Source organism: Kitasatospora sp. NPDC088779 (assembly GCF_040685395.1).
Lineage (GTDB): Bacteria > Actinomycetota > Actinomycetes > Streptomycetales > Streptomycetaceae > Kitasatospora.
Genome location: NZ_JBFBHW010000005.1, coordinates 1 through 26,306 on the forward strand (window position 1 = coordinate 1; position 26,306 = coordinate 26,306).

Here is a 26,306-nt window from a genome sequence, read left to right on the forward strand (position 1 = left end):
GGACACGGCATGGTGACGACGAGGACGGGCGGCGCCGCCGCGCCGCTCGCGGTGCGCGAGGCGGCCTGGCATCTGCCGGAGCAGCCCCCGGAGCCCGTACGGAACTCGGAGCTCCGTACCGGGTCAGTCCTGCGGCGTGTAGTACGAGACCAGCGCGGCCGCGCCCGGCTCGACGCCCTTCCACGAGCCGCTGAAGCTGAGCACCGCGATCGCCGCCGTCGGGAAGCCGCCGAGCCGCAGCCGCTCCAGCGCGTCCCGGTCGCCCGCGTCCCCGGCCAGCACCTGGGTCAGGCCCAGCACGCCGGGGTTGTGCCCGACCAGCACCACGTCCGCGTACTCCTCCGGGGTCTCCTGGAGGACGGCGATGATCTCGCCGGGGCTGGCCTCGTAGATGCGGTCCTCGTACACGGTCTTGCGGGCCCGCTTCGGCAGCTCGTGCGCCGCCAGCTTCCACGTCTCGCGGGTGCGCAGCGCGGTGGAGCAGAGCACGTACTCGGGGTTGATGCCGGAGTCGACCAGCCAGCGGCCGGCGTCCGGGGCCTGGTGACGGCCCCGGTCGGCCAGCGGCCGCTCGTGGTCGTCCACGCCGTTGGGCCAGTCGGCCTTGGCATGGCGGAGAACGATGATCCTGCGGGACGTGTCGGCGCTCATACCCAGCAAGCTTGGCAGAAAAGCCGCTCCGGGGCGCGGTGCTCCCGGATGCCGCCACTCGCAGGGGTGGCGGGTGTCATCATCCGCCGTTCGTCCGGCCTTCCGATAAACGGGGGTGGCCGGTGAACGGCGGTGCTACGCGGGGGGGGGGATGGACCGGATCAGCCTATGGCGGCGGCGACGGAGGCGATGATCGCCACCAGCACCACGATGCCGGCGATCGCCAGGGCGATCTGGCCGAGCTGCTTGCGGCCGTCGGTCGGGTTGGGATCGAGAACGGGCATGTCCGGGATTCTTCCACCCCGAACACGCCCGTCGGTCACCGACCCCTCGGGGTTGGCCGTCCCTTGGTCAGGCCTTGACCTGCGCCACGGGGTGGACCGCCTCGTCCTCGATGTGCCGGGCCATCGCGGCCCGCAGGCCGAACAGCATCTGCGGCACCAGCAGCAGCGCCAGGAAGCCCAGCGGGCCGTACCACTCGCCGGTCATCTGGTAGATCCGGCCGATCAGGATCGGGCCGGGGATGGAGATCAGGTAGCCGACACCCTGGGCGAAGGCGGAGAGCTGGGCGACCCCGCCGGCGGTGCGGGCACGCAGCCCGATCATCGTCAGCACCAGCGGGAAGGCGCAGTTGGACAGGCCCACCAGGACCGCCCAGAGCCACGACGCGCCGGCCGGGGCCAGCGCCAGCCCGGCGTACCCGGCGATGCCGCAGGCGGCCAGCACGACGACGAACAGCCGCTGGTCGCCGCGGCGGGCGGCCAGGTTGGGCAGCACGAAGGAGACCGGCACGCCGATCACCATGGTCACCGCGAGCAGCACCCCGGAGGTGCCCTTGTCGACGCCGGCGTCCTGGAAGATCTTCGGCAGCCAGCCCATCACCACGTAGGCGCCGGTGGCCTGGAGGCCGAAGAAGCAGGCCATCGCCCAGGCCGTCCGGCTGCGGGTGATCGGCAGCCTGGCGGCGGCCGCCCCGCCCGCGCGCTCGCCGCGCTCGCGCTTGGTCAGCAGCACCGGGAGCCAGAGCAGCAGGGCCAGCGCGGCGAGACCGGCCCAGACGCCCAGGCCGTAGCGCCAGTCGCCGCCGAGCGCGCTGGTCATCGGCACGGTGACGGCGGCGGCCAGCGCGGTGCCGGCCGACAGCGCCATCGAGTACAGGCCGATCATCGGACCGACCTTGTCCGGGAAGTAGCGCTTGATCACCACCGGGATCAGCACGTTGGAGACCGCCACACCGGCCAGCGCGAGCGCCGTCAGCAGCAGGAACACCGCGGTGCCGCCGGCGAAGGAGCGGGAGAGCACGCCCAGGGTGATCGCGCCCATGCCGGCGGTGATCACGGCGATCGGGCCGATCCGCCGGGCCATCGAGGGCGCGGCGAAGCCGAACAGGCCGAAGCAGAGCGACGGGACGGCGGTGAGCAGCCCGGCGAGCGTCGGGTTCATCCCGAGGTCGGCGCGGACCTGGTCGAGCAGCGGCCCGAGGCTGGTGACCACGGGGCGCAGGTTGAAGGCGGCGGCGGCGATCGCGATGGCGAACAACCAGCCCAGGTACTTGCCGGAGGAGGGCGTGGAGGGCCGCTCGGTCTGCGGCCGGGCCTCGGTTCGTGGGGAGGCGGTGGTGTCTGCTGCGGGAGGCATGGGCACCATCATAGAATGATGGGATGAATTGGCGCACCTTCGAATTGGCATGATGTGCCGACCCGCTCCCCCACCGGACGCCGGCCCTCCCACCCGCCGGCCCCGTCCATCGAACCGTAGCCGCAAGGAGTACCCGTGGCGCTGTCCTCGCCGAGGCGCACCCCGCTGTCCGACCAGGTGATCGCGCAGCTGCGCGCCCAGATCACCTCCGGAGAGTGGCCCGTCGGCTCACGCATCCCCACCGAGGCCGCACTCGTCGAACAGCTCGGCGTCGCCCGCAACACCGTCCGCGAGGCCGTCCGCGCCCTCGCCCACAACGGGCTGCTCGACATCCGCCAGGGCTCCGGCACCTACGTGCTCGCCACCAGCGAGCTGGCCGGGGTCATGCACCGCCGCTTCGCCGACGCCGACCAGGCGCAGGTCGCCGAGCTGCGGGCCGCCCTGGAGACCTCTGCGGCCGGCCTCGCCGCGGCCCGCCGCACCGACCGCGACCTCGGCCTGCTGGACGCCGCGCTGGGCCGCCGCGAGAGCGCCTGGCACTCCGGCGACGCCGAGGACTTCATCCAGGCCGACGCCGCGTTCCACCAGGCCGTCGTCGCCGCCGCCCACAACGACGTGCTGGCCGCCGTCTACGCCGACCTCGGCGAGGTCACCCGCGCCCACCTGCGGCACGACGTCGGCCCCGAGCTGATCGCCGAGCGCTACATCGGCCACGCCACCATCCTCGACGCCATCCGGGCCGGCGACGCCCAGCGCGCCTCCGTCGAGGCCGGCCGCGCCATCGGCGCGTGCACCCCCGCCGACGCCTGAGGCGCCCCCGAACGCCCTGGAACGCCGCTGCCCGGCACCCCCCACGAGGGTGCCGGGCAGCGGTGTGCGGCGAAGCGGTCAGGCGCCGATGGCGTGCAGCCCGCCGTCGACGTGGATGATCTCGCCGGTGGTCTTCGGGAACCAGTCCGAGAGCAGCGCGACGATGCCGCGGCCGGCCGGCTCCGGGTCGGTCAGGTCCCACTTCAGCGGGGAACGGTGGTTCCAGGTGTCCGCGAGGTCGCCGAAGCCCGGGATGGACTTGGCGGCCATCGAGCCGAGCGGGCCGGCCGAGATCAGGTTGCAGCGGATGTCCCGCTCGCCCAGGTAGCGCGCCAGGTAGCGGTTGGTCGACTCCAGGGCGGCCTTGGCCGGGCCCATCCAGTCGTACTGCGGCCAGGCGAACTGCGCGTCGAAGGTGAGGCCGACGACCGAGCCGCCGTCCTGCATCAGCGGCAGCAGCGCCATGGTCAGCGACTTCAGCGAGAAGGCCGAGACGTTCACCGCGGTGGCCACGGACTCCCACGGGGTGTCCAGGAAGTTGCCGCCCAGGGCGTCCTGCGGGGCGAAGCCGATCGAGTGGACGATGCCGTCCAGGGTCGGCAGGTGCTCGCGGACCGTGTCGGCGATGCCCGCCAGCTCCTCCTCGCTGGAGACGTCCAGCGGCAGCACGGTGACCGGCTTCGGCAGCTTCTTGGCGATCCGCTCGGTCAGGCTCGGGCGCGGGAACGCGGTGAGGATGATCTCCGCACCCTGCTCCTGGGCCAGCTTGGCGGCGTGGAAGGCGATGGAGGACTCCATCAGCACACCCGTGATCAGGATGCGCTTGCCCTCAAGGATTCCAGTCATGCTCAGTGACCCATGCCCAATCCGCCGTCGACGGGAATGACGGCTCCGGTGATGTACGCGGCCTCGTCCGAACCGAGGAACCGCACGGTGGACGCGACCTCGGCGGGCGACGCGTAGCGGCCCAGCGGCACGCCCGAGACGATCTCCGCGCGGCGCTCGTCGCTGAGCACAGCGGTCATGTCGGTGTCGACGAAGCCGGGGGCGACCACGTTGACGGTGATGTTGCGCGGGCCCAGCTCACGCGCCAGCGACCGGGCGAAGCCGACCAGGCCCGCCTTGGACGCGGCGTAGTTCGACTGGCCCGGCGAACCGGACAGGCCCACCACGGACGAGATCAGCACGACGCGGCCCTTGCGGGCCCGCATCATCAGCTTCGAGGCGCGCTTGACCACCCGGAAGGCGCCGGTCAGGTTGGTGTCCAGGACGGAGGTGAAGTCCTCCTCGGACATGCGCAGCAGCAGGGTGTCGTTGGTGATGCCCGCGTTGGCGACCAGCACCTGGACCGCGCCGTGCTTCTCCTCGATCTCGGTGAAGGCGGCGTCGACCTGCGCGGCGTCCGTGATGTCGCAGCGCACCGCGAGGACGTCGTACTTCTCCAGGGCCTCGGGCACCTCGCCCGAGCGGCTGGTGATGGCGACCTTGTCACCCGCCTCGGCGAAGGCCTGGGCGATCGCGAGGCCGATGCCCCGGTTTCCTCCGGTGACGAGAACCGAGCGGCTCAACGATCCACCTCTCTCCGTGTGTGCGGACGTACGTCGGAACGCGTACGCAGTGTGACGCTATCGGGCGGTCGGCGGTGTCGGCGCATCGGGCTCCCACAGCGCCGCACCGGAGGAACTGTCGCAATCCGACAATCCGTACCCGCAGCGCCCCGCACCTGCTCAGCCGCCCTGACCGAACCACCGCCGGAGCCGAGCCGACGCCGCCGTACGGGAACAACACGGCCCCGCGCACCCGTTGCCCCCGTGGTGCGGGCCGACCCGGGACCGGCCGTACCGATCCCCGAAGGGTCCCGCGAGGAACGAAGGCAGGGCGCATGACCAAGGCACGGCCCAGGAGCACCCACCGAAACGGACGGCTGCTGGCCCTGACCGCCCTCGCGGCCGGCCTGGGAGCGGCCGCCTGGTCGCTGCGCGACCTGCCGGCGGCGTTCGGCCGACGGCCGGACGGCGAGCACGAGGAGCGGGTGCGCGACTCGCCGCAGTACCGCGACGGCGTCTTCCACAACGCCCCCTCCACCCTGGCCCGGGCCACCACCGCCCCGGACATCGACCGCGGCACCATCCGCCGGATGCTGTTCGACCGCGAGGGCCGCGTCCCCGCCCACCCCGTGCCGACCGTCCGCCCCGCCGGCGGCCCCGGCCCGGCCGCCGAGGGCGTGGCGATCACCTGGTACGGGCACGCCTCCGCGCTGGTGGAGATCGAGGGCTCCCGGGTGCTGCTCGACCCGATCTGGAGCGAGCGCTGCTCCCCCGCCGCGCACGTCGGCCCCAAGCGGCTGCACCCGGTGCCGGTGGAACTGGAGGAGCTGCCGCAGGTCGACGCCGTGCTGATCTCGCACGACCACTACGACCACCTGGACATGGCGACGGTCAAGCGCCTGGTGCGCAGCCAGTCCGCGCCGTTCGCGGTGCCGCTGGGCATCGGCGGCCACCTGCGCCGCTGGGGCGTCCCGGAGCACCGCATCATCGAACTGGACTGGGACGAGACCTGCACCCTCGGCGACCTGGTGCTCACCCTCACCTCGGCGCACCACTTCTCCGGCCGCGGCCTGACCCGCAACACCACCCTGTGGGGCTCCTGGGTGATCGCCGGCCCCGACCGCAAGGTCTTCTACACCGGTGACTCCGGCTACTTCGAGGGCTACGCCCGGATCGGCGACCGCCACGGCCCCTTCGACGCCGCGCTGGTGCAGATCGGCGCCTACGACGCCGCCTGGGCCGACATCCACATGACCCCCGAGGACGCCGTGCGCGCCCACCGCGACCTCCAGGCGGGCCTGCTGGTGCCGGTGCACTGGTGCACCTTCAACCTGGGCCTGCACCCGTGGGCCGAGCCGATCGAGCGACTGCTGGTCGAGGCCAAGGCGCAGGCCGTCCCGCTGGCCGTGCCGCGCCCCGGCGAGCGGGTCGACGTGGACAACCCGCCGGAGCTGGACGGCTGGTGGGAGATCGTCGGCTGACCGACCGGCCACCACGGCGGCGCACCGGCCGAAATGCGCTGGCCGAAACCCCCTGGACCGGCCATGATGCGGTGCGGGCGCCCCTGTGCGGCGCCGCACCGCCACCCTCCGCGACCAGGGAGCACGATTGCCTCCGATCCCTCCGGCCGACAGCGTCGGCGCCCCGCACGGGCGCGCCGTCGACCCGCTGTTCCTCGCCTTCCCGCTGCGCACCCTCGCCGACGCCGCCCTCACCCGGGCGCGCGAACTCGGCGCCGCCCACGCCGACTTCCGTCTGGAGCGGGTCCGCAGCGCCTCCTGGCGGCTGCGCGACGCCCGCCCGGCCGGCACCTCCGACAGCGTGCAACTCGGCTTCGCCGTCCGGGTGCTGCTGGACGGCGCCTGGGGCTTCGCCGCCGGGGTGGACCTCACCACCGACGCGGCGGCGCGGGTCGCCGAGCAGGCCGTCGCGGTGGCCCGCCTGTCCGGCGGGATCAGCCGGGCCGCCGGCTCCGCCGAGCGGGTCGAGCTGGCCGACGAGCCGGTGTACCGGGACGTCACCTGGGTCTCCTCGTACGAGGTGAACCCTTTCGAGGTGCCGGACGCGGAGAAGACCGCGCTGCTCGCCGAGTGGAGTTCGCGGCTGCTGGCCGCCGAGGGCGTCTCGCACGTCCAGGCGAGCCTGCTGACCGTCCAGGAGAACAAGTTCTACGCGGACACCGCGGGCACCGTCACCACCCAGCAGCGGATCCGGCTGCACCCCACGCTGGAGGCCACCTCGGTGGACGAGCGCACCGGGGCCTTCGACTCGATGCGCACGCTGGCCCCGCCGGTCGGGCGTGGCTTCGAGTACCTCACGGGGGTCCGGGGGCCGTCCCCCGACGGCCGGGGCCTGCCCGCAACGGGCTGGGACTGGGACGCCGAACTCGCCGAACTGCCCACCCTGCTGGCCGAGAAGATGAAGGCGCCGAGCGTCCGGGCCGGCCGCTACGACCTGGTCATCGACCCGTCCAACCTCTGGCTGACCATCCACGAGTCGATCGGCCACGCCACCGAGCTGGACCGCGCCCTCGGCTACGAGGCCGCCTACGCCGGCACCTCCTTCGCCACCTTCGACCAGCTCGGCTCGCTCAGGTACGGCTCCGAGCTGATGCACGTCACCGGCGACCGCACCGCCGAGCACGGCCTGTCCACGATCGGCTACGACGACGAGGGCGTCGCCACCCAGTCCTGGGACCTGGTCAAGGACGGCACCCTGGTCGGGTACCAACTCGACCGCGGCATGGCCGAGCTGAAGGGCTTCGAGCGTTCCAACGGCTGTGCCTTCGCGGACTCCCCGGCGCACGTGCCGGTGCAGCGGATGGCCAACGTCTCGCTCCAGCCCGCCGCCGACGGCCCGGACACCGAGGGCCTGTTCGCCGGGGTGGAGAACGGCCTGTACATCGTCGGCGACCGCTCCTGGTCGATCGACATGCAGCGCTACAACTTCCAGTTCACCGGCCAGCGCGCCTACGCCATCAGGAACGGCGAACTCGCCGGCCAGGTCAAGGACTTCGCCTACCAGGCGACCACCACCGACTTCTGGGGCTCGATGACGGCGGTCGGCGGCCCGCAGACCTACGTCCTCGGCGGCGCCTTCAACTGCGGCAAGGCGCAGCCCGGCCAGATCGCGGCGGTCAGCCACGGCTGCCCGTCGGCGCTGTTCCGCAACGTCAACGTGCTCAACACCCAGCAGGAGGCGGGTCACTGATGACCGCGATGCAGCCCCACGAACTGGTCGAGCTGGCACTCGGCCTCGCCCGCGCCGACGGCTGCGTGGTGATCGCCGACGAGGAGTCCACCGCCAACCTGCGCTGGGCCGGCAACTCGCTGACCACCAACGGCGTCACCCGCGGCCGCCGCCTCACCGTGATCGCCACCGTGGCCGGGGCCGACGGCACCGCCTCCGGCGTGGTCTCCCGCGAGGCCGTCACCCCGGACGAGGTGGAGGGCCTGGTCCGCGCCGCCGAGGAGGCCGCCCGCGCGGCCGGCCCGGCCGAGGACGCCCAGCCGCTGGTGGCCGACCGGCCGTCCTCCCCGGACTTCACCCGGCCGCCCGCCGAGACCTCGATCGCGGTGTTCGACGCCTTCGGCCCGGCCCTCGGCGAGGCCTTCGCCCGGGCCGCCGCGCAGGGCGAACTGCTGTACGGCTTCGCCCGGCACGAGGTGGTCAGCAGCTACCTGGGCACCTCCACCGGCCTGCGGCTGCGCCACGACCAGCCGACCGGCATGGTCGAGATCAACGCCAAGACCACCGACCTGTCCGGCTCCGCCTGGGCCGGCGCCGCCACCCGGGACTTCTCCGACGTGGACGTCACCGCCCTGCACACCGAGCTGACCAAGCGCCTCGGCTGGGGCGCCCGCAAGGTGGACCTGCCCGCCGGCCGGTACGAGACGCTGCTGCCGCCCTCGGCCGTCGCCGACCTGATGCTCTGCCTCGCCTGGTCCGCCGTCGGCCGCGACGCCCACGAGGGCCGCACCGTCTTCTCCAAGCCCGGCGGCGGCACCCGGATCGGCGACAAGCTCGCCGGGCTGCCGCTCACGCTGCGCACGGACCCGGCCGAACCCGGCCTGGAGTCGGCGCCGTTCGTCCTCGCGCACTCGACCGGCGGGGACATCTCGGTCTTCGACAACGGCCTGCCGATCGACGCCACCGAGTGGATCCGCGAGGGCGTGCTGACCGACCTGGTCACCAGCCGCCACTCCGCCGGCCTCACCGGCCTGCCGCTGCGCCCGTTCGGCGACAACCTGGTGCTGGAGACGGCCGACCAGGACAGCGCGCCGACCTTGGACGAGATGATCGCCCGCACCGAGCGCGGCCTGCTGCTCACCTGCCTCTGGTACATCCGCGAGGTGGACCCGGCGACGATGCTGCTCACCGGCCTGACCCGGGACGGCGTCTACCTGGTCGAGAACGGCGAAGTCGTCGGCGCGGTCAACAACTTCCGGTTCAACGAGTCCCCGGTGGACCTGCTGGACCGGATCACCGAGGCGGGCCGCACCGAGCGCTGCCTGCCCCGCGAGTGGAGCGACTACTTCACCCGCACCGCGATGCCACCCGTGCGTGTCGCGGACTTCAACATGAGTTCGGTCAGCCAGGCCTCATAGCCACTGACCAACGGGGGGATACGAGAGACATGATGGACGAGAAGCGGCTGGTCAAGACGAGCAAGATGCTGTCGCGCATCCTGCGGCACGAGCCGGAGCGGGTGGGCGTCACGCTGGACGAGTCCGGCTGGATCCGGATCGACGTGCTCCTCACCGCCCTCGCGGCCAAGGGCAACCGGCTGACCAGGGCCGATCTGGACCACGTGGTGGCGACCAACAACAAGCGCCGCTTCGGCTACTCCGCGGACGGTCTCTCGATCCGCGCCAACCAGGGCCACACGGTGGCGGTCGACCTCGGCCTGGCCGCCACCGTGCCGCCCCCGGTGCTCTACCACGGCACCGCCGACCGCCACCTGGCGTCGATCTTCCGGGAGGGCCTGCGCCCGATGGCCAGGCAGGACGTCCACCTGTCCGCGGACACCGAGACCGCGGTGCGGGTCGGCGCCCGGCACGGCCGCCCGGTGGTGCTCACCGTGAACGCGGCCGCGATGGCGGCGGCCGGCCACGAGTTCCGGATCAGCGACAACGGCGTCTGGCTCACCGACGCCGTCCCGCCGCAGTTCCTCTCCCGGCGGTCGTGAGGCCCCTCGCCCCGCCGTTCCGACTACCCGTTCCGATGACCCGCCCCGATCGGCCGTCCCGATCGGCCGTCCCGATCGGCCGTCCCGATCGGCCGGACAGTCCCCTCGCACACCCGACCGGGTGGGTCCGCCCCACCCGGTCTCGTCGTCCCCGCTGCCCAGGCGTACCGTGAGGAGGCCGCGCGGCGAGTCGCGCGGGAGCGTGGACGAGGGCGGTAGGACATGGGCAAGAGCGCCGACGGTGGACAGGTCCACCGGATCACGGGAGCGCGGAGCAGCCTCACCGAGGACGTCCGCGGGCGGCAGCGCCGCTACGTGGTCTCGATGCTGCTCCGGACGGTCTGCGTGCTGCTCGCCGTGGTGCTGTGGGACGTCCAGCGGTGGCTGGCGTTCGCGGCGCTGGCCGGCGCCGTACTGCTGCCGTACTTCGCCGTCCTGATCGCCAACGCGGGCCGGGAGCGGGCGCCGGGGCTGCCGAGCACCTTCGACATCCCGCTGGACACCCCGCTGATGCTCGGTCCCGGTGGGACGGGTGGGAGGGGTGGGGCGGACGGGGCCCCCGGTACAGGCGGGGCAAAGACCGCTGCCACCGATCCTTCACAGGGCCCGAACTGACCGTCCGTTTCGAGACGTTTCGAGAAAATCCGGCTCGAAGAAAGCTCAGAAGAAGCTCAGATTAATCATGCAAGACCTCCCCAACCGAGGCCCCTGGCGTGACATACTGCGTACGCGCTCCGCATCCCCCGTCGGAGCGACGGACCGACGCCGGGCGGCTCCCCCCGTGGCTGCCCGGCGTCGCCATGCCCGGATCCGGGCGGGCTCCCTCCGGGCCGCGCGGAGCGCGTGAAACACTGGCGGTGCAGACCACCCGCCTAGCGCTGAGGACGGCCCGATGGACACCCCGCAGACGCCGATCTGCTCCGCCAAGGGCTGCCGGGCGGACGCCCGTTGGGTGCTGGTGTGGAACAACCCCAAGCTGCACACCCCGGACCGCCGCAAGACCTGGCTCGCCTGCGACGAGCACCGCGAGCACCTGTCCCAGTTCCTCGGCGTGCGCGGCTTCCTCAAGGAGGTCGTCGCCTTCGCCGACTGGACCCCGGAGACGTCCTAGCCGTCCGGGTCGTCCGAGTCGGCCGAGTCGCCCTGACCTCGCGGGACCCGCTAGCCGCCGATCGCCGACATCGGCCGCTCGGGCTGGTGGAACTCCGGGTCGTCGATCCCGGCCCCGGCCTTCTTGCCCCACATCGCCGCCCGCCACAGCGCGCCCAGCTCGGCGTCGTCCGCGCCCGAGCGCAGGGCGGTGCGCAGGTCGGTCTCCCCGGTCGCGAACAGGCAGTTGCGCACCTGCCCGTCGGCGGTCAGCCGGGTCCGGTCGCAGGCCCGGCAGAACGGGCGGGTGACGGAGGCGATCACGCCGACCCGGGCCGGGCCGCCGTCCACCAGCCAGCGTTCGGCGGGCGCCGCGCCCCGGCGGGCGGACGGCTCCGGGGTGAGCGTGAACCGCGCACCGAGCAGGTCGAGGATCTCCTCGGCGGTGACCATCGCGGAGCGGTCCCAGCCGTGCTGGGCGTCCAGCGGCATCTGCTCGATGAAGCGCAGCTCGTAGCCGTGCTCCAGGCACCAGGCCAGCAGGTCGGGAGCCTCGTGGCCGTTGACCCCGCGCATCAGCACCGCGTTCAGCTTGACCGGCGTCAGTCCGGCGGCCTCGGCGGCGGCCAGCCCGGCCAGCACGTCCTGGTGGCGGTGGCGGCGGGTGAGGGTGTGGAACACCTCGGGGTCGAGGGTGTCCAGCGAGACGTTGACCCGGTCGAGCCCGGCCTCGCGCAGCGCCGTCGCGGTACGGGCCAGCCCGATGCCGTTGGTGGTGAGGGACAGCTCGGGGCGCGGCTCCAGCTCCGAGCAGGCGGCGACGATGGCGACCAGGCCGGGGCGCAGCAGCGGCTCGCCCCCGGTGAAGCGGACCTCCCGGACGCCCAGCTCGCGCACCGCGAGGGTGACCAGCCGGACGATCTCCTCGTCGGTCAGCAGCTCGGGCTTGGCCAGCCAGCGCAGGCCCTCTTCCGGCATGCAGTAGGTGCAGCGGAGGTTGCACCGGTCGGTCAGAGATACCCGCAGGTCGACGGCCTGGCGTCCGAAGGTGTCGAGCAGCACGTGCGTCCCTTCCCGAGAATGCGGCCGGCCCGGCCACCGTCACGGCGGGCCGGGCCAGCATAGTCATCGCCGGTCGGTGAGTGGGCGCCCGGTCAGTGGGCGCCCAGCCCGGTCAGCGCCCGGACCTCCAGTTCAGCGTACTTCGCCGGGTCGGGTCGGTCCTTGGAGAGCAGGGTGGCGATCCACCCGGCCAGGAAGCCGATCGGGATGGAGACCAGGCCCGGGTTCTCCAGCGGGAACCAGTGGAAGTCGGTGTCCGGGAACAGCGAGGTCTTCGCGCCGGAGACCACCGGGGAGAAGACCACCAGCACGACCGAGCTGATCAGGCCGGCGTAGACCGAGCTGACCGCGCCGGAGGTGGTGAAGCGCTTCCAGAACAGCGAGTAGAGCAGGGTGGGCAGGTTCGCCGAGGCGGCCACCGCGAAGGCCAGGGCGACCAGGGCGGCGGTGTTGAGCTTGCCCGCGAAGAGGCTGAGCACGATGGCCACCGCGCCGATCGCGACGGCGGCCCACTTCGCCGAGAGCACCTCCTGCTTCTCGGTGGCCTTGCCGCGCCGGATCACGTTGGCGTACAGGTCGTGCGCGAAGGAGGCGGAGGACGCCAGGGTGAGTCCGGCGACCACGGCCAGGATGGTGGCGAAGGCGACGGCGGAGATCACCGCGAGCAGGATCGCGCCGCCGGTGGTGCCGGAGCCTCCGCCGAGCACCTCGGCCAGCTGCGGGGCCGCCGTGTTGCCGGAGGCGTTGGCCGCCTTGATCGCCTTGGGGCCGACCAGCGCCGCCGCGCCGAAGCCGAGCGCCAGGGTCATCAGGTAGAAGACGCCGATGATGCCGATCGCCCAGAGCACCGACTTCCGGGCCGCCTTGGCGGTGGGCACGGTGTAGAAGCGGACCAGGATGTGCGGCAGGCCGGCGGTGCCGAGCACCAGCGCGATCCCGAGGCTGATGAAGTCGAGTTTGCTGGTGTCGCTGGCCCCGTACTTCAGCCCCGGTTCGAGGAAGGCCGCGCCCTTGCCGCTCGCGCTGGCGGCGGCGCCGAGCAGTTCCGAGGGGTTGAAGTGGTACTTGGCGAGCACCAGGACGGTCATCAGCGCGGTGCCGGCGATCAGCAGCACGGCCTTGACGATCTGCACCCAGGTGGTGCCCTTCATGCCCCCTATCACCACGTAGACGACCATCAGCGCGCCGACCGCGACGATGGTCCAGCGCTTGGCGGCGTCCCCGTTGACCCCCAGCAGCAGGGCGACCAGCGTCCCGGCGCCGACCATCTGGGCGAGCAGGTAGAAGATCGACACCACGATGGTGGAGACGCCCGCCGCGGTGCGCACCGGGCGCTGGCGCATCCGGAACGCGAGGACGTCCGCCATGGTGAAGCGGCCGGAGTTGCGCAGCGGTTCGGCGATCAGCAGCAGCGCGACCAGCCAGGCGACCAGGAAGCCGATCGAGTAGAGGAAGCCGTCGTAGCCGGACAGCGCGATGGCGCCGGCGATGCCGAGGAAGGACGCGGCGGACATGTAGTCGCCGGAGATGGCCAGGCCGTTCTGGAATCCGGTGAAGCCGCGGCCGCCGGCGTAGAAGTCGGCCGCGTCCTTGGTCTGCCGCCCAGCCCAGACGGTGATCGCGAGGGTGGCCAGCACGAACAGCCCGAAGAGGGTCATCGTGATGCCGCGGTGCTCCGTGGCGGAGCTGGCGAGCAGGCTCATTCGGCGGACTCCCGGGGAGCGTGGACGACGGCGCCGTGGGCCTCGCGGATCGCGGCGGCGGTCGGGTCGATCCGCCGGTCGGCGTAGCGGGCGTACCAGGCGGCGATGGCGAAGGTGGTGACGAACTGCAGCAGCCCCAGCACCAGGGCCACGTTGATGTGCCCGACGACCTTGGCACCCATCAGGCCGGGCGCGTAGCAGGAGAGCAGCACGTAGAGCAGGTACCAGAGCACGAAGCCGATGGTGACCGGGAAGGCGAAGCTCCGGAACGAGCGCCTCAGGGTACGGAACTCCTCGCTCTCATCGATGAGTTGGACTTCCGTAGGGGTAGTGGTGATCGGCGGCGAATCCACTCTGTCTCTCCTCACTCCTTCGGCGTAGCGGTCGCACACGGGGAACGATCGGACGTGAGGGGCGTCACAATCCGTGTGCGCGCCGCGCAATGCTAGGAGCGTCGCGCCCGCCCCGAAAGGGGTTGACCGCGATCAGCCAGTCGTTCACCCTCTCGCACTATCCAATTGGCCGAAAACCACCACTCACGCCACTTCACAACACCGCCGCCACATGCCGAAGGGGCGGCACCGTCCAGCAGTACCGCCCCTTCTGACGCATCGTCAGAAGGCGATCCGGACCTTCAGCGCCGAGCGGTCGTCCATTGCCCGGTAGCCGTCCGGGACACCGTCCAGGCCCACCGTGCGGTCGAACACCAGACCGGGCTCGATGGCCCCGGAGAGGACGTCCGGCAGCAGGTCGGGGATGTAGGCACGGGCCGGGGCGACGCCGCCATTGAGCGAAACGTTTCGGCCGAACATCTGACCGATGTCGACGCCCGCACTGCCGCCGTGCGGAACGCCGACGTAGCCCACCGCGCCGCCGTCCCGGGCGATCGAGACGGCCGTGCGCATCGACTCCTCGGTCCCGACGGCCTCCAGGACGGCGTGCGCGCCCTGGCCGCCGGTCAGCTCCTTGACCGCCTCGATCGCGGCCTCGCCGCGCTCGGCCACCACGTCGGTCGCGCCGAAGCGCCGGGCCAGGTCGGTGCGGGCGGTGTGCCGGCCCAGCGCGATGATGCGGTCCGCGCCCAGCCGGTGCGCCGCCAGCACGCCGCACAGGCCCACCGCGCCGTCGCCGACCACGGCGACCGTCACGCCCGGGCGCACCCGGGCCGACACGGCGGCATGGTGCCCGGTGGCCATCACGTCGGACAGCGCCAGCAGCCCCGGCAGCAGCTTCTCGTCGCCCGCGGCCTCCTTCGGCAGCTTCACCAGCGTGCCGTCCGCGAACGGCACCCGCACCGCCTCGCCCTGGCCGCCGTCGGAGCCGACCTGGCCCCAGAACCCGCCGTGCGGGCAGGAGGTCTGCAGGCCCTCCCGGCAGAAGTCGCAGCTGCCGTCCGACCAGACGAACGGCGCCACCACCAGGTCGCCCGGCGCGAAGCCGCGCACCTCGGCGCCCGCCTCCTCGACCACGCCCAGGAACTCGTGCCCGATCCGCTGCCCGGCCACCCGCTGGGCCACCCCGCGGTACGCCCACAGGTCGCTGCCGCAGATGCAGGCGTTCACCACCCGCACCACGACGTCCGTCGGGTGCTGGATCACCGGGTCCGGGACCTCTTCGATCCGGATGTCATTGGGGCCGTGGATCACGGTGGCGCGCATGGGAGTTCGTCCTTACGGAGTCGGCCGTCGGAGGGTGTCGACAGCCGGTGGATGGCGTCGACCGGATAGGCGACGCCTATGCGGAATACTCTATTCCGGTCGCTCGGCCGGAACATTTCGACCGGACACGGGCCCGGCGGCGCTTATCCTGTTGGACCATGCAACCGATCCAGCCCGAGACGTACGGCGCGCCGCGGACCGTCCCGGTCCCCGCCCAGCGCACCGCCGCCCCCGCCGAGGGCTTCGCGGTGGTCGACGTCGAGACCACCGGCCTCGGCCGCTCGGACCGCGTCATCTCGGCGGGCGTCTACCAGCTGGACCCGGACGGCGAGGTCACCGACCACTGGTACACCCTGGTCAACCCCCAGCGGGACCCGGGGCCGGTCTGGATCCACGGCCTCACGGCGGAGCTGCTCTCGGGCGCCCCGACCTTCCCGCAGATCGCCGACGAGTTCGCCGACCGGCTGAACGGCCGGGTCCTGGTCGCCCACAACGCGCTCTTCGACTGGAACATGATCTCGCGCGAGTTCTCCCGGGCCGGCCTGCGCGCCCCGGTCGAGCAGCGGATCTGCACCATGGTGCTCTCCCGCGACCTGCGGCTGCCGCTGCCCAACGGCAAGCTGTCCTCGCTCGCCGCCCACTTCGGCGTCCGCCAGCAGCACGCGCACAACGCCCTGGACGACGCCCGGGTGCTCGCCGAGGCGTTCCGCCCCAGCCTGCACCTGGCGCGCCAGGGCGGCGTCCCGCTGCCGGTGCAGGCCTGCGTGGCGGTCACCGACCTCGGCGAGGACGAGCCCGCCACGCCCGGCCGCGCCTCCTGGACCGGCGCCGCCTACCGCCAGGCCAAGAAGCGCCCGCCCTGCCCGTACCCCAACCCCGGACGCTGGGAGGACGGCAAGCCGCTGGTGCAGGGTATGCGGGTGGCCTTCACCGGCGACACCGCCACCGACCGGGAGCTGCTGGAGGACCGCGCCGCCGAGGCCGGCCTGCACATCGCCACCTCGGTGAGCCGGCTCACCAGCCTGCTGGTCACCAACGAGCCGAACAGCTGGAGCGGCAAGGCCCGCCGGGCCCGCGAGGTCGGCACGCCGGTGGTCGGCGAGGACGCCTTCCTCCAACTGCTCCGCGAAGTCGCGCCGCACCCCGGTGCGTGAGCCGGATGTGAGGTCGGCGTACCGTGCCCATGTGTACCGTTTTCTGCTGACCCGCCAGTGGCTGATCACCATGCTGATCGCGCTGCTGCTGATCCCCGCGACGATCGAGCTGGGCTTCTGGCAGCTGCACCGCCACGAGGCGCGGGTGGCCCGGAACGACCTGATCGGCAAGGCCCTCACCGTCGCCCCGGTGCCGTTCGACACGGTGTCGTCGACCCCCGGCTTCACGGTGCCCAAGGACCTCATCTGGCATCCGGTGACGGCCACCGGGCAGTACGACACGGCGCACGAGTTCGTCGTCCGCAAGCGGACCGACTCCAGCGGGGACACGATCGGCTACTTCGTCATCACCCCGCTCAAGCTCTCCGACGGCAGGGGCAGCATCCTGGTCAACCGCGGCTGGGTGGCCGGCGACGGCGGCGCCACCGCCTACCCGACGGTCCCGGCCGCCCCGACCGGCGAGGTCTCCCTCACCGGTCGGATGCGCGCCGACGAGACCACGGGCAGCAGCGGTATCAAGGACCGCGCCGGCCTGCCCGACCGGCAGTTCAACCTGATCAACACCGAGCAGCAGGCCAAGGAGACCGGCGTCACCACCGTGCTCGGCGGCTACCTGGAGCTCACCGCCACCACCCCGGCCCCCGCCGACCAGCCCGAGCTGATCCCCGAGCCCAACCACTCCGACATCGGCCCGCACATGGCGTACGCGATCCAGTGGTGGCTGTTCACCGCGATGATCCCGGTCGGGGTCGGGGTGCTGGCCCGCCGCGAGGCCAAGGACCGGGCCAAGCAGGCCGCCGAGGCCGAGGTGCCGGTCGAGGCCGTACCGGCGGCCTGAGGCCCCGGCCCGGAAGGACGGCCCCGCAAACGCCCCGGAGAACCGCCTACAGCACGTCCTCCAGCTCGCGCAGCAGCCGCGCCTTGGCCCGGGCTCCGACCACCGAGCGCACCGGCTCGCCGCCGCGGAACACCATCAGCGTCGGCATCGACAGCACCCCGTACGCGGCCTGGGTGCGCGGATTGCGGTCCACGTCCACGCTGACCACCCGCAGCCGGTGCGCCTCCTCGCGGGCGACGTCCGCCAGCACCGGCGCCATCATCCGGCACGGCGGGCACCAGTCCGCCGTGAAGTCCACCAGCACCGGACCTTCGGCCGCCAGCACCTCCGCGGCGAACGTGTCGTCCGTCACCGCGGGCACCCCTGGGATCTGCACCATCGTCTACTCCTTCGCCCATTCGTTCGCCAGTTCACAGCGCGGCGGCTGTCCGGAGGGCTCGGCCGCCAGCCCGTCCCGGGCCCGTACCGCCCGGTCGAACTGCCCGGCCACCCGGGCCCGGACGTCCTGGAGCCGGGCGATGCACTCGTCCAGTTCGGCGAGCTTGCGCCGGTACACCTCCAGCGAGGCCGGGCAGGAGTCGCCCTCGGGGTGGCCCGCCTGGAGGCACTCCACGAACGGACGGGTCTCCTCCAGGCCGAACCCGAAGTCCTGCAGCGTCCGGATCTGCCGCAGCAGCCGCAGGTCCTCCTCGTCGTACGCCCGGTAGCCGTTGCCCGCCCGGCGGGCCGGCAGCAGGCCGAGCTGCTCGTAGTACCGCAGCGCCCGGGTGGTCGTCCCCGCCCGCTCCGCCAGCTCCCCGATCCGCATCCCCGCACCCGCTCTCCCGGCCCGCCTCCGCACGCCGCCGGGACCGACGGTAGACCTTGACCCGGACGTCAACGCCAGCCCGCCCCCGGCCCCACCTCACCCCGGCCCCCTCCACCGCCCCCGGCGCCACGCCACCCCGCCACCCGCCCCCAGCCCTCCCCCTCGCGCCCGCCACCCGGCAGGATGGCCCCATGGATCTTGGACTGAAGGACAAGGTGTACGTGGCCACCGGCGCCACCCGGGGCCTCGGCTTCGCCGCCGCCCGGGAGCTGGCCGCCGACGGAGCCCGGGTGCTGGTCAGCGGGCGCGGCAAGGAGTCCGTGGCCGCCGCCGTCGCCGAGCTGGACGCCATCGGCGGCGCCGGGACGGCCCACGGCCTGGCCGCCGACAACGCCGACCCGGCGACCGCCGAACGGCTGATCGCCGAGGCGACCGGGCACTTCGGCCGGCTCGACGGCGTACTGATCAGCGTCGGCGGCCCCCAGGCCGGCCCGGTGGCCACCGCCCCCGAGGAGGCCTGGCGCGACGCGTTCGAGTCGGTCTTCCTCGGCGCGCTGCGGCTCGCCCGCGCCGCCGCCGCAGCCCTCGGCGAGGGCGGCGTGATCGGCTTCGTGCTCTCCGGTTCGGTGCGCCAGCCGATCCCCGGCCTGGGCATCTCCAACGGCCTGCGCCCGGGGCTGGCGATGGCCGCCAAGTCCCTCGCCGACGAGCTCGGCCCGCGCGGCATCCGGGTGGTGGGCCTGCTCCCGGCCCGGATCGACACCGACCGGGTGCGCGAGCTGGACTCCCTGGGCGGCGACCCGGACGGCGCCCGCGCCCAGGCCGCCGCGACCATCCCGCTCGGCCGCTACGGCACCCCCGAGGAGTTCGGCAAGGTCGCGGCCTTCCTGCTCTCCCCCGCCGCCTCCTACCTGACCGGTGTGATGATCCCCGTCGACGGCGGCGCCCTGCGTCCCCTCTAGGACACACACGGGGGCGGGCGTCCGACTCCGCCCGCCCCCGGTTCACTCCACCCGCGGGGGCCTGCGCCGCCCTCGGCGCCGTCGCGACTCGGGCCGGGCGGCCTGGAGGACCCGGATCCGCAGGTCGGCGGGGAGTTCCGGGAGGCCCAGGCTGGTCCGGGCGTCGGTTCGCGGGCCGGTGTCGAAGTGCTCCACCAGGGCCGCCGGATCGCCACCGGGGGTGAGCCGGACAGCGCCCCGCAGCCGCGGATGCCCAGGTGCGCGCACCAGGCGTACGCCCGCGCGCTCGACTTCGGGGAGCGTGGCCGTCCCGTTCTCCAGTGCCTCTTCCAGCGCCCGGGTGCGGACCCGCAGCCGGAGTCCGGTGGCACCGGGCGTCGGCACGACGAGGCCGGCCGGGCCGCTGCGCCGCAGCTGCGCCACCAGCCACCAGGCGGTGCCCGCGATCACCACGGCCAGCCCGCCGATGACGGTGGGCCACCACCAGGTCGAATCCGCCCAGCGGGTGCGCGAGCGGGCACTGAGCACCGGCTGGTCCGGGGAGGTGAGCGGCCACCAGCCCGGCGGGTCGGCGCCGAGCCGCCGGTACAGGTCGAGCCCGCCGGCCAGCACCAGCACGCCGACGGCCAGCAGCACCGCCCCGACCACCCCCAGCAGCAGCCGGTTGACGCCCGTCCGCCTCATCCCGTCGCCCCCGCCCCGGGCGCCGCCCGCACGTCGAGGCGCAGCGGCCGGGCCAGCGTCACCCGTGCCAGCTCGTCCCGCAGTTGGCACTGGACCGACACCGGGTCCGCCGCCCCGATGAGGGTGACCCGGACGCGCCGGCGGCTGATCCGGATCCGCAGCTCGTCGATGCCCTGGAGTCCGGCGGCGCGGTCGGCGAGCAGGTGCCCGATGCCGGCCCGGTCGATGGCGGCGCCGGTGTCGCCGTGCGGGCGCAGCGGGAGCCAGCGGCCGAGACCGGGGGCGAGGGCCAGCCAGAGCAGCACCCCGCCGAGGAGGACGGCGGCGCCGGCACCCACCAGCACCCACAGGTCGTCGAGGTGACGGGTGGCCAGTTCGTCGGCGATCCGGGCGCGCCACCGGCGGGTCGGGTACCCGGCGCGGACGGCGACCACGTCGTACAGCAGCGCGCCCGCGAGCACCAGCAGCACGGTGGCGACGAGCGCCGCGACGACGGCCCGCGGCGCCCGCGGCCGCCGCACCTTCTCCGGCGGGGGCCCGTCCCCGACCGCCGTCGCCTCCTCGCCGGGCACCGGTTCGACCCCCGTACTCATGACACTCCCCCGGTCACCAGCCGCTCCACGACGACGACCACCTCGGACACCCTGGTCCCGGTGAACCCGGCGACCTGCGCGGCGACGCGTTCGCGGACGGCCCGGGCGAGCGCCGCGAGGTCGGCGGGGAAGGGCAGTGCGACGGCGACCCGGACGGTCACGGTGCTGCCGGGCACGGCCACCGAGACAGTGGGCGGTGCGCCCTTGGCGGTGCGGCCGGTCCAGGCGTCGGCGAGGGCCTCGCGGGCGGCCCGGGCGGCGATGCGGGCGTAGACGCGGTCGGCGATCCGGAGTCGGCCCCGGGCCGCGGGTTCGCGGCGGGCACTGGTGGTGGGAGCCGCCATCAACGGCGCCGGTCGCGGCCGCGGAGCAGGTCGCCGAGGTCGCCCAGCTCGATGTCGCCCTCCAGCAGGCGGCCGGCCACGAAGCCGACCAGCCCGAGCGCGGCGACCAGCAGGAACGCCGCGAAACCGCCGAAGTACCCGGCGAAGCCGAGGGCCATGCCCACCACCAGGCCGACGATGGCCAGGTTCATCCGCTACTCCTCGTCCTCGCTGCCGCCCGCCGCCGGGCGCTTCGTGGGCTCGCTACTTGAGTTTGGGCCGCTGCCCCGCGACGACCGTCTCCTCTTCCTCCTCCTCGACGTCCGGCTCGTCGGGGAGATGGACGTCGTTGACCGCGATGTTGACCTCGACGACTTCCAGGCCGGTCATCCGCTCGACCGCGTCGATGATGTTCTCCCGTACCTGCCGGGCGAGTTCGGGGATGACCACGCCGTACTCGACGACCAGGGCGATGTCGATGGCGGTCTGCTTCTCGCCGACCTCGGCCTTGATGCCGCGCCCGACGCCGGACTTGCCGCCCGGCACCCGGTCGCGCATCGCGCCGAAGGTGCGGGCGAGGCCAGAGCCGAGGGCGTGGATGCCGTTGACCTCGCGGGCGGCCATCCCGGCGATCTTCTCGACCACGCCGACGGCCAGCGCCGTGCGGCCGCGCTCGCCGGTCGGCTTGCCGGCGTCGGTCGCGGCGGAGGCCGAGGACGGCGAGGACGGCGCGTGGGCGGCGGAGCCGGCGGCCGCGGCGTGGCCGGGGTTCTTGTGCATGGTGGCGGGGGTCGGAGTGTCAGGCATGGGGGCGCATCTCCCGTCGTACGGCTCCAGCTATATCGCAAATCCCCATAACTCTGACATTTCGCCACGTTCCGCGCCCGCCGGGAGGGCCACCGGGATGCCTCCGGAACGCCGAGGGCCCGGCCCGGGGAGCACTCCCCGGGCCGGGCCCGTTCACACGACGCAGCCTGGCTAGTCGCCGATCCCGGCGAGGTCCCGCAGGCGGCGGGCCTGCGCCGCCCGTTCGGCCGAGCGCTGCTCGTCGAAGGAGCGGCCGGCGGCGCCCTGGAGCAGGGCCTTGGTCTCGATGACGGCGTTGCGCGGCGCGCCCAGCAGGGCGGCGGCGAGGTCGCGGGCGGCGGCGTCCAGTTCCGCACCGGGGACGGCCAGGTTGGCCAGCCCGATGGCGGCGGCCTCCTCGGCGCCGACCCAGCGGCCGGTGACGCAGATCTCCAGCGCCCGCGCGTAGCCGACGAGTTCGGTGAGCGGCTTGGTGCCGGCCAGGTCGGGGACGAGGCCGAGCGAGGTCTCCTTCATGGCGAACTGGACGTCGTCGGCGACGACGCGCAGGTCACAGCCGAGGGCGAGCTGGAAGCCGGCGCCGACGGCATGGCCCTGGACGGCGGCGATGGAGACCAGGTCGGGGCGGCGCCACCAGGTGAAGGCCTGCTGGTAGGAGGCGATGGTGTCGTCGAGCTCCTGGTCGGGGGCGCTGGCGAGCTGGAGGAAGGTGGGCTCGCCGGGGATGCCCTCGGGGGTGAACATGGCCCGGTCCAGGCCCGCCGAGAAGGAGACGCCCTCCGCACGCAGCAGGACCACCCGGACGCCGCCGGGCAGGTCACGGCCCGCGGCGGCGAGGGCGCGCCACAGGGCGGGCGACTGGGCGTTGCGCCGCTTGGGCTGACACAGGGTGACGACGGCGAGCTCGCCGTCGATCTCCAGGCGGACGCCGTCCTGCTCCCAGCTCGGGGCCTGCGGGTCGGTGACGGGGGCGGTCATGCGGGGACCTCCGGTGGCGAGGGGCTTGGCTACCGGAGAGTAACAAACCTGGGCGCGCGCCGGCAGGGCGCCGGCCCGGAAAGATCGACGGAAGGAGCGCGCCCGGGGGCGGACGACACCCCGGACATGACGATCGGCGGCCGGTCCACTCGACCCGAGGGCGGACGATCGGTTCTCGTCTCCCCGGTCGGCGCCCTGCCGCCGCGCCATCCAGCCATGAGCTGACGGACCGTCAGGAACCGGCCCCGGCAGTCGCCTTGTTCTTGCCACGCGTGGCACCACCGCGGCCCCGGAGAATGACTCCGGACTCGCTCAGCATCCGGTGCACAAAGCCGTACGAACGACCGGTCTCCTCCGCGAGAGCGCGAATGCTCGCCCCGGAGTCGTACTTCTTCTTGAGATCGGCCGCGAGCTTCTCACGCGCGGCACCGGTCACCCGGCTGCCCTTTTTCAGAGTCTCGGCCACCCGTGCCTCCTCGTAGCGTTGCTCGGTCAGATTCCCATGATCACCCATCCACCGCGTCCTGGCCACCCATTCGGCAAGGTCGATGTCGGGAATGCGTGGTCCTGCGGTGGTGATCCGAGCGCATCAGGGCGCTCACGTAGAGTGCGCGCCCCCGGGCGGATTCCGCCATCCGCCGAGAAAGGGCTGATCAGCAGTGTCGGCCCGACCACGATCGAGTGGCGGGCCGACAGGAAGTCCTTAAACGGAATCCAGGCTTTCTTCATTCCCGGACACGCCGTAAGTACTAGTTTTTCTGGTCCTAAAAGCGGAGATCGCGTCTACACCCGGTCAGGCCAGCGAGACCAGATCGGCGTACGCCGGGCTCCAGAGGTCCTCGACCCCGTCCGGCAGCAGGATGATCCGCTCCGGCTGGAGCGCCTCCACGGCGCCCTCGTCGTGGGTGACCAGCACGACCGCGCCGGAGAACTCCCGCAGTGCGCCGAGGATCTCCTCGCGGCTGGCCGGGTCGAGGTTGTTGGTGGGCTCGTCGAGCAGCAGCACGTTGGCGCTGGAGACCACCAGCGAGGCCAGCGCGAGCCGGGTCTTCTCACCGCCGGAGAGCACCCCGGCCGGCTTGTCGACGTCGTCGCCGGAGAACAGGAAGGAACCGAGGATCTTGCGGATCTGCACCAGGTCGGTGTCCGGCGCGGAGGAACGCATGTTCTCCAGCACCGTGCGGTCCGGGTCCAGGGTCTCGTGCTCCTGGGCGTAGTAGCCGATCTTCAGGCCGTGGCCCGGGATCACCTCGCCGGTGTCCGGCTGCTCCACCCCGGCGAGCATCCGCAGCAGGGTGGTCTTGCCCGCGCCGTTGAAGCCGAGGATGACGACCCGCGAACCGCGGTCGATGGCCAGGCCGACGTCGGTGAAGATCTCCAGCGAACCGTAGGACTTGGAGAGCCCGCTGGCCGTCAGCGGGGTCTTGCCGCAGGGCGCCGGGTCCGGGAAGCGCAGCTTGGCGACCTTGTCGTTCTGGCGCACCTGCTCCAGGCCGGAGAGCAGCTTCTCGGCACGGCGGGCCATGTTCTGCGCGGCCACCGTCTTGGTCGCCTTGGCCCGCATCTTGTCGGCCTGGGAGTTGAGGGTCGCGGCCTTCTTCTCGGCGTTGGCCCGCTCGCGCTTGCGGCGCTTCTCGTCGTCCTCACGCTGCTGCTGGTACTGCTTCCAGCCCATGTTGTAGACGTCGATGGCGGAGCGGTTGGCGTCCAGGTAGAAGACCTTGTTGACGACCGTCTCGACCAGCTCGACGTCGTGCGAGATGACGATGAAGCCACCCTTGTAGGTCTTCAGGAAGTCCCGCAGCCAGACGATCGAGTCGGCGTCGAGGTGGTTGGTGGGCTCGTCGAGCAGCAGCACGTCGGAGTCCGAGAACAGGATCCGGGCCAGCTCGACGCGGCGGCGCTGACCACCGGAGAGAGTGTGCAGCTCCTGGTTCAGGATGCGGTCCGGCAGGCCCAGGGCGGCCGCGATGGTGGCGGCCTCGGCCTCAGCGGCGTACCCGCCCTTGGTGAGGAACTCGGTCTCCAGGCGCGCGTACTTCTTCATCGCGTTGTCCCGGGTGGCGCCCTGGCCGTTGGCCATCCGGTCCTCGTTCTCGCGCATCTTCTTGAGCACGGTGTCGAGGCCGCGGGCGGAGAGGATGCGGTCCTTGGCGAGGACGTCCAGGTCGCCGGTGCGCGGGTCCTGCGGGAGGTAGCCGACCTCACCGGAGCGGGTCACCGTGCCCGAGGCCGGCATGCCCTCGCCGGCCAGCACCTTGGTCAGCGTGGTCTTGCCGGCGCCGTTGCGCCCGACCAGGCCGATCCGGTCGCCGGCGGCGACCTTGAAGTTCGCGGACTCGATCAGGATTCGGGCACCGGCGCGCAGCTCAAGGGCGTTGGCGGAAATCATGGCGGAAACTACTCCTGGGACGTGGGCGGGCGGCCGGACGGGGCCCGGGGCCGGGCAGCGGGAAGGGGCGTCGTCGGTGGTCGGCACAGCGCACGAGGCGGTGCCGCGCGCCCGCTATTGCCCGGAGAAGTCAGCCATGACGGCAAGTCTACCGGGCCGCGCGGAAACCCCCGGGGCTACCGCCCAGGGGTACCGGCGGGCGGCGTTACTGCTGGGACTGCTGAGGCTGCTGCGCCTGGAGCTGCATGGGCACCTGGTCGCCCACCGGGGCGTCCTGACCCACCGGGGCGTCCTGGGCCGGGCTCGCCGCCGGGTCGGTGCAACCGCCCTGCGGACGGACCGCCGCGAACGGCGCGGACGGGCTGCCGCAGGCCGCCTCGGGGGCGGCCGCCTTGGTGTCGAACACCCGGGCCGGAACGATCGGGCCGTCGGTGATCAGCACCCGGCTGCCGTCCAGCGCCTTGACCGAGGCGCTCGGGCCGGTGTTCAGCTGCCAGCCGGTGCTGTCCAGCCGGTACCCGTTGATGCCGCCGGAGACGGCCTGCCCGGCGCTGTTGGTGCAGCTGCGCGGGACGAGCACGGCGTACTCGGTGCCGACCGTGCGCAGCGGGTCGTAGACGCAGCTGCCGGGCGGCTTGGAGTTGTAGCGCAGGTCACCGTCGGCGTCGCGCAGGCCCATGGTCAGGTTCGGGGTCACCACGGCCACCCAGGCGGAGCCGCCCTGCGGGACGGTGTGCAGGGCCGCCGCGGCCCGCTCCTGGGCCAGCTCCTTGCGCTGCGCGTCGGTGCGCTTGTCGGCGCCGGGCTCACCGTCGCCGCGCAGCCAGTCCGCCAGGCCGGGCACCGCCCGGTGCCAGCGCACCTCGTGGTCGCCCGGGCGCACCGAGGTGACCAGGCCGTCGTCCCAGACCACGATGGCGTTGTCCCCCGCCATCGACAGGTACAGCGCGGTGGCGCCCTCGCGGCGGTAGGACCAGGCCTGCTCGCCGCTCTGCCGGTGGAAGGCCTCCAGTCCGGGGCCGACCTTCAGATCCAGGTCGGCCGTGCTCAGCGACTGCGTGCTGACCGGCGTGGCCTCCGCCTCGCCCGGCCCCGCCACCCGGTCGCCGAACGGCACCGGCTTGTTGGCGTGCGCCGCCGCACCGGCCGCAAGGACCAGCATCACCGCCAGGGCAGGCAGGATCGAGCGGGGGGTCAGTACACGCAGCGGCTTCCAGGACACGGCCGGAGCGTACCTTTCACCGGGCCCGCGAGTCAGCCTGGAATCGCCCCCGCCCCACCCCTCGGACCGCGCGTCCGGCCGCGCGCGCCCTCCCCGCGCACCCGCCCGCCCACCTGCACCGTCGGTGCCGAGGCCGGGCCGCCGCCCGCTCCGGGGCCCGGCGCCGGGGCCCGGCCGGACCGTTACAGAGCTGATACAC

At 73.1% G+C, this 26,306-nt stretch carries 30 protein-coding genes; 10 read left to right on the plus strand and 20 right to left on the minus strand.

Annotated elements, in window-relative coordinates; genetic code table 11:
• Positions 1-123 precede the first annotated feature (123 nt).
• The 3 genes from AB0P03_RS05610 to AB0P03_RS05620 all read right to left on the minus strand — a co-directional run bounded on the left by AB0P03_RS05610 (position 124) and on the right by AB0P03_RS05620 (position 2,289).
• On the minus strand, positions 124-651 hold the full coding sequence (locus tag AB0P03_RS05610) for a histidine phosphatase family protein (protein ID WP_063349631.1): 528 nt from the start codon (positions 649-651) through the stop codon (positions 124-126).
• A 161-nt stretch (positions 652-812) separates the two neighbouring features.
• A complete protein-coding gene (locus AB0P03_RS05615) occupies positions 813-935 on the minus strand; it encodes an SGM_5486 family transporter-associated protein (protein ID WP_279634939.1) in 123 nt (40 codons plus the stop codon).
• A 67-nt stretch (positions 936-1,002) separates the two neighbouring features.
• A complete protein-coding gene (locus AB0P03_RS05620; RefSeq protein WP_363580661.1) occupies positions 1,003-2,289 on the minus strand; it encodes an MFS transporter in 1,287 nt (428 codons plus the stop codon).
• Between the two features lie 135 nt (positions 2,290-2,424).
• On the opposite strand from AB0P03_RS05620, the gene AB0P03_RS05625 reads away from it, so the two are divergent.
• A complete protein-coding gene (locus AB0P03_RS05625) occupies positions 2,425-3,099 on the plus strand; it encodes a FadR/GntR family transcriptional regulator (RefSeq protein ID WP_350887659.1) in 675 nt (224 codons plus the stop codon).
• Between the two features lie 78 nt (positions 3,100-3,177).
• On the opposite strand, the gene fabI is transcribed toward AB0P03_RS05625, so the two are convergent.
• Both fabI and fabG read right to left on the minus strand, forming a co-directional pair.
• Complete coding sequence (fabI, locus tag AB0P03_RS05630) at positions 3,178-3,945, minus strand: enoyl-ACP reductase FabI (protein ID WP_363627903.1); 768 nt, start codon at positions 3,943-3,945, stop codon at positions 3,178-3,180.
• Between the two features lie 2 nt (positions 3,946-3,947).
• Positions 3,948-4,667: a 3-oxoacyl-[acyl-carrier-protein] reductase gene (fabG, locus tag AB0P03_RS05635; RefSeq protein WP_350887665.1), complete on the minus strand. Its 720-nt coding sequence runs from the start codon at positions 4,665-4,667 to the stop codon at positions 3,948-3,950.
• A 314-nt stretch (positions 4,668-4,981) separates the two neighbouring features.
• Here fabG and AB0P03_RS05640 point away from each other — a divergent pair, with 314 nt between their 5' ends.
• From AB0P03_RS05640 to AB0P03_RS05665, 6 genes are all read left to right on the plus strand, one after another.
• Positions 4,982-6,127, plus strand: a complete 1,146-nt coding sequence (locus AB0P03_RS05640; RefSeq protein WP_363580659.1) for an MBL fold metallo-hydrolase — start codon at positions 4,982-4,984, stop codon at positions 6,125-6,127.
• Between the two features lie 127 nt (positions 6,128-6,254).
• Positions 6,255-7,856, plus strand: coding sequence for a TldD/PmbA family protein (locus tag AB0P03_RS05645; RefSeq protein ID WP_363580657.1), 1,602 nt, complete (start codon positions 6,255-6,257; stop codon positions 7,854-7,856).
• Entirely contained in the window at positions 7,856-9,253 is a 1,398-nt protein-coding gene (locus AB0P03_RS05650; protein WP_363627904.1) for a metallopeptidase TldD-related protein, read from the plus strand. Before AB0P03_RS05645 ends, AB0P03_RS05650 begins: the two co-directional genes overlap by 1 nt.
• Before the next feature lie 32 nt (positions 9,254-9,285).
• Entirely contained in the window at positions 9,286-9,834 is a 549-nt protein-coding gene (locus AB0P03_RS05655; RefSeq protein ID WP_063351459.1) for an RNA 2'-phosphotransferase, read from the plus strand.
• A gap of 222 nt (positions 9,835-10,056) precedes the next feature.
• Complete coding sequence (locus AB0P03_RS05660) at positions 10,057-10,449, plus strand: DUF3099 domain-containing protein (protein WP_363618529.1); 393 nt, start codon at positions 10,057-10,059, stop codon at positions 10,447-10,449.
• Between the two features lie 277 nt (positions 10,450-10,726).
• Positions 10,727-10,945 carry a hypothetical protein gene (locus tag AB0P03_RS05665; protein ID WP_363580651.1) on the plus strand — a complete coding sequence of 73 codons (219 nt, stop codon included), beginning with the start codon at positions 10,727-10,729 and terminating at the stop codon, positions 10,943-10,945.
• 50 nt (positions 10,946-10,995) lie between these two features.
• Here the strand turns inward: AB0P03_RS05665 and moaA are convergent, their stop codons facing one another.
• The 4 genes from moaA to AB0P03_RS05685 all read right to left on the minus strand — a co-directional run bounded on the left by moaA (position 10,996) and on the right by AB0P03_RS05685 (position 15,346).
• A complete protein-coding gene (moaA, locus tag AB0P03_RS05670; RefSeq protein WP_363627905.1) occupies positions 10,996-11,985 on the minus strand; it encodes a GTP 3',8-cyclase MoaA in 990 nt (329 codons plus the stop codon).
• Positions 11,986-12,077: 92 nt separating this feature from the next.
• A complete protein-coding gene (locus tag AB0P03_RS05675) occupies positions 12,078-13,688 on the minus strand; it encodes a cation acetate symporter (protein WP_350880245.1) in 1,611 nt (536 codons plus the stop codon).
• The gene (locus tag AB0P03_RS05680; RefSeq protein WP_063349620.1) at positions 13,685-14,041 is read right to left on the minus strand and encodes a DUF485 domain-containing protein; all 357 of its coding nucleotides are present in this window, start codon (positions 14,039-14,041) and stop codon (positions 13,685-13,687) included. The genes AB0P03_RS05675 and AB0P03_RS05680 overlap by 4 nt, the downstream gene beginning before the upstream one ends.
• A gap of 261 nt (positions 14,042-14,302) precedes the next feature.
• The gene (locus AB0P03_RS05685; RefSeq protein ID WP_363580647.1) at positions 14,303-15,346 is read right to left on the minus strand and encodes a zinc-dependent alcohol dehydrogenase family protein; all 1,044 of its coding nucleotides are present in this window, start codon (positions 15,344-15,346) and stop codon (positions 14,303-14,305) included.
• Positions 15,347-15,504: 158 nt separating this feature from the next.
• On the opposite strand from AB0P03_RS05685, the gene AB0P03_RS05690 reads away from it, so the two are divergent.
• Positions 15,505-16,500, plus strand: a complete 996-nt coding sequence (locus AB0P03_RS05690; protein WP_363580645.1) for a DEDDh family exonuclease — start codon at positions 15,505-15,507, stop codon at positions 16,498-16,500.
• Between the two features lie 31 nt (positions 16,501-16,531).
• Positions 16,532-17,338 carry an SURF1 family cytochrome oxidase biogenesis protein gene (locus AB0P03_RS05695; RefSeq protein WP_363627906.1) on the plus strand — a complete coding sequence of 269 codons (807 nt, stop codon included), beginning with the start codon at positions 16,532-16,534 and terminating at the stop codon, positions 17,336-17,338.
• A gap of 46 nt (positions 17,339-17,384) precedes the next feature.
• On the opposite strand, the gene trxA is transcribed toward AB0P03_RS05695, so the two are convergent.
• Positions 17,385-17,717, minus strand: coding sequence for a thioredoxin (gene trxA, locus AB0P03_RS05700; RefSeq protein ID WP_063349617.1), 333 nt, complete (start codon positions 17,715-17,717; stop codon positions 17,385-17,387).
• A 3-nt stretch (positions 17,718-17,720) separates the two neighbouring features.
• Positions 17,721-18,146: a MerR family transcriptional regulator gene (locus AB0P03_RS05705; protein ID WP_350880255.1), complete on the minus strand. Its 426-nt coding sequence runs from the start codon at positions 18,144-18,146 to the stop codon at positions 17,721-17,723.
• A 191-nt stretch (positions 18,147-18,337) separates the two neighbouring features.
• Between AB0P03_RS05705 and AB0P03_RS05710 the strand changes: the two genes are divergently transcribed.
• On the plus strand, positions 18,338-19,108 hold the full coding sequence (locus tag AB0P03_RS05710; protein ID WP_363618537.1) for an SDR family oxidoreductase: 771 nt from the start codon (positions 18,338-18,340) through the stop codon (positions 19,106-19,108).
• A 42-nt stretch (positions 19,109-19,150) separates the two neighbouring features.
• Here the strand turns inward: AB0P03_RS05710 and AB0P03_RS05715 are convergent, their stop codons facing one another.
• The 9 genes from AB0P03_RS05715 to AB0P03_RS05755 form a co-directional block, all read right to left on the minus strand.
• Positions 19,151-19,792 carry an alkaline shock response membrane anchor protein AmaP gene (locus AB0P03_RS05715; RefSeq protein WP_363580639.1) on the minus strand — a complete coding sequence of 214 codons (642 nt, stop codon included), beginning with the start codon at positions 19,790-19,792 and terminating at the stop codon, positions 19,151-19,153.
• Entirely contained in the window at positions 19,789-20,385 is a 597-nt protein-coding gene (locus tag AB0P03_RS05720; RefSeq protein ID WP_363627907.1) for a DUF6286 domain-containing protein, read from the minus strand. Before AB0P03_RS05720 ends, AB0P03_RS05715 begins: the two co-directional genes overlap by 4 nt.
• Positions 20,382-20,729 carry an Asp23/Gls24 family envelope stress response protein gene (locus AB0P03_RS05725; protein WP_363580635.1) on the minus strand — a complete coding sequence of 116 codons (348 nt, stop codon included), beginning with the start codon at positions 20,727-20,729 and terminating at the stop codon, positions 20,382-20,384. The genes AB0P03_RS05720 and AB0P03_RS05725 overlap by 4 nt, the downstream gene beginning before the upstream one ends.
• A complete protein-coding gene (locus tag AB0P03_RS05730) occupies positions 20,729-20,920 on the minus strand; it encodes a hypothetical protein (protein ID WP_063349611.1) in 192 nt (63 codons plus the stop codon). The genes AB0P03_RS05725 and AB0P03_RS05730 overlap by 1 nt, the downstream gene beginning before the upstream one ends.
• A gap of 52 nt (positions 20,921-20,972) precedes the next feature.
• A complete protein-coding gene (locus AB0P03_RS05735) occupies positions 20,973-21,515 on the minus strand; it encodes an Asp23/Gls24 family envelope stress response protein (protein ID WP_363580633.1) in 543 nt (180 codons plus the stop codon).
• A 171-nt stretch (positions 21,516-21,686) separates the two neighbouring features.
• A complete protein-coding gene (locus AB0P03_RS05740; protein WP_363627908.1) occupies positions 21,687-22,493 on the minus strand; it encodes an enoyl-CoA hydratase/isomerase family protein in 807 nt (268 codons plus the stop codon).
• Between the two features lie 232 nt (positions 22,494-22,725).
• A complete protein-coding gene (locus tag AB0P03_RS05745; protein WP_030059940.1) occupies positions 22,726-22,959 on the minus strand; it encodes a helix-turn-helix domain-containing protein in 234 nt (77 codons plus the stop codon).
• A 327-nt stretch (positions 22,960-23,286) separates the two neighbouring features.
• Positions 23,287-24,885, minus strand: a complete 1,599-nt coding sequence (abc-f, locus tag AB0P03_RS05750) for a ribosomal protection-like ABC-F family protein (RefSeq protein WP_363580629.1) — start codon at positions 24,883-24,885, stop codon at positions 23,287-23,289.
• Between the two features lie 205 nt (positions 24,886-25,090).
• Positions 25,091-26,107, minus strand: a complete 1,017-nt coding sequence (locus AB0P03_RS05755; RefSeq protein WP_363580627.1) for a hypothetical protein — start codon at positions 26,105-26,107, stop codon at positions 25,091-25,093.
• Between the last annotated feature and the right edge of the window lie 199 nt (positions 26,108-26,306).

Coding starts and splice junctions, on each gene's coding strand:
- AB0P03_RS05710 (WP_363618537.1), top strand. CDS start 18,338: ATGGATCTTGGACTGAAGGACAAGGTGTACGTGGCCACCGGCGCCACC.
- AB0P03_RS05740 (WP_363627908.1), bottom strand. CDS start 22,493: ATGACCGCCCCCGTCACCGACCCGCAGGCCCCGAGCTGGGAGCAGGAC.
- AB0P03_RS05730 (WP_063349611.1), bottom strand. CDS start 20,920: ATGAACCTGGCCATCGTCGGCCTGGTGGTGGGCATGGCCCTCGGCTTC.
- AB0P03_RS05620 (WP_363580661.1), bottom strand. CDS start 2,289: ATGCCTCCCGCAGCAGACACCACCGCCTCCCCACGAACCGAGGCCCGG.
- AB0P03_RS05685 (WP_363580647.1), bottom strand. CDS start 15,346: ATGCGCGCCACCGTGATCCACGGCCCCAATGACATCCGGATCGAAGAG.
- AB0P03_RS05610 (WP_063349631.1), bottom strand. CDS start 651: ATGAGCGCCGACACGTCCCGCAGGATCATCGTTCTCCGCCATGCCAAG.
- AB0P03_RS05735 (WP_363580633.1), bottom strand. CDS start 21,515: ATGCCTGACACTCCGACCCCCGCCACCATGCACAAGAACCCCGGCCAC.
- AB0P03_RS05640 (WP_363580659.1), top strand. CDS start 4,982: ATGACCAAGGCACGGCCCAGGAGCACCCACCGAAACGGACGGCTGCTG.
- AB0P03_RS05725 (WP_363580635.1), bottom strand. CDS start 20,729: ATGGCGGCTCCCACCACCAGTGCCCGCCGCGAACCCGCGGCCCGGGGC.
- AB0P03_RS05690 (WP_363580645.1), top strand. CDS start 15,505: ATGCAACCGATCCAGCCCGAGACGTACGGCGCGCCGCGGACCGTCCCG.
- AB0P03_RS05675 (WP_350880245.1), bottom strand. CDS start 13,688: ATGAGCCTGCTCGCCAGCTCCGCCACGGAGCACCGCGGCATCACGATG.
- trxA (WP_063349617.1), bottom strand. CDS start 17,717: ATGGTGCAGATCCCAGGGGTGCCCGCGGTGACGGACGACACGTTCGCC.
- AB0P03_RS05660 (WP_363618529.1), top strand. CDS start 10,057: ATGGGCAAGAGCGCCGACGGTGGACAGGTCCACCGGATCACGGGAGCG.
- AB0P03_RS05655 (WP_063351459.1), top strand. CDS start 9,286: ATGGACGAGAAGCGGCTGGTCAAGACGAGCAAGATGCTGTCGCGCATC.
- AB0P03_RS05615 (WP_279634939.1), bottom strand. CDS start 935: ATGCCCGTTCTCGATCCCAACCCGACCGACGGCCGCAAGCAGCTCGGC.
- AB0P03_RS05650 (WP_363627904.1), top strand. CDS start 7,856: ATGACCGCGATGCAGCCCCACGAACTGGTCGAGCTGGCACTCGGCCTC.
- AB0P03_RS05720 (WP_363627907.1), bottom strand. CDS start 20,385: ATGAGTACGGGGGTCGAACCGGTGCCCGGCGAGGAGGCGACGGCGGTC.
- AB0P03_RS05705 (WP_350880255.1), bottom strand. CDS start 18,146: ATGCGGATCGGGGAGCTGGCGGAGCGGGCGGGGACGACCACCCGGGCG.
- abc-f (WP_363580629.1), bottom strand. CDS start 24,885: ATGATTTCCGCCAACGCCCTTGAGCTGCGCGCCGGTGCCCGAATCCTG.
- fabI (WP_363627903.1), bottom strand. CDS start 3,945: ATGACTGGAATCCTTGAGGGCAAGCGCATCCTGATCACGGGTGTGCTG.
- AB0P03_RS05665 (WP_363580651.1), top strand. CDS start 10,727: ATGGACACCCCGCAGACGCCGATCTGCTCCGCCAAGGGCTGCCGGGCG.
- AB0P03_RS05715 (WP_363580639.1), bottom strand. CDS start 19,792: ATGAGGCGGACGGGCGTCAACCGGCTGCTGCTGGGGGTGGTCGGGGCG.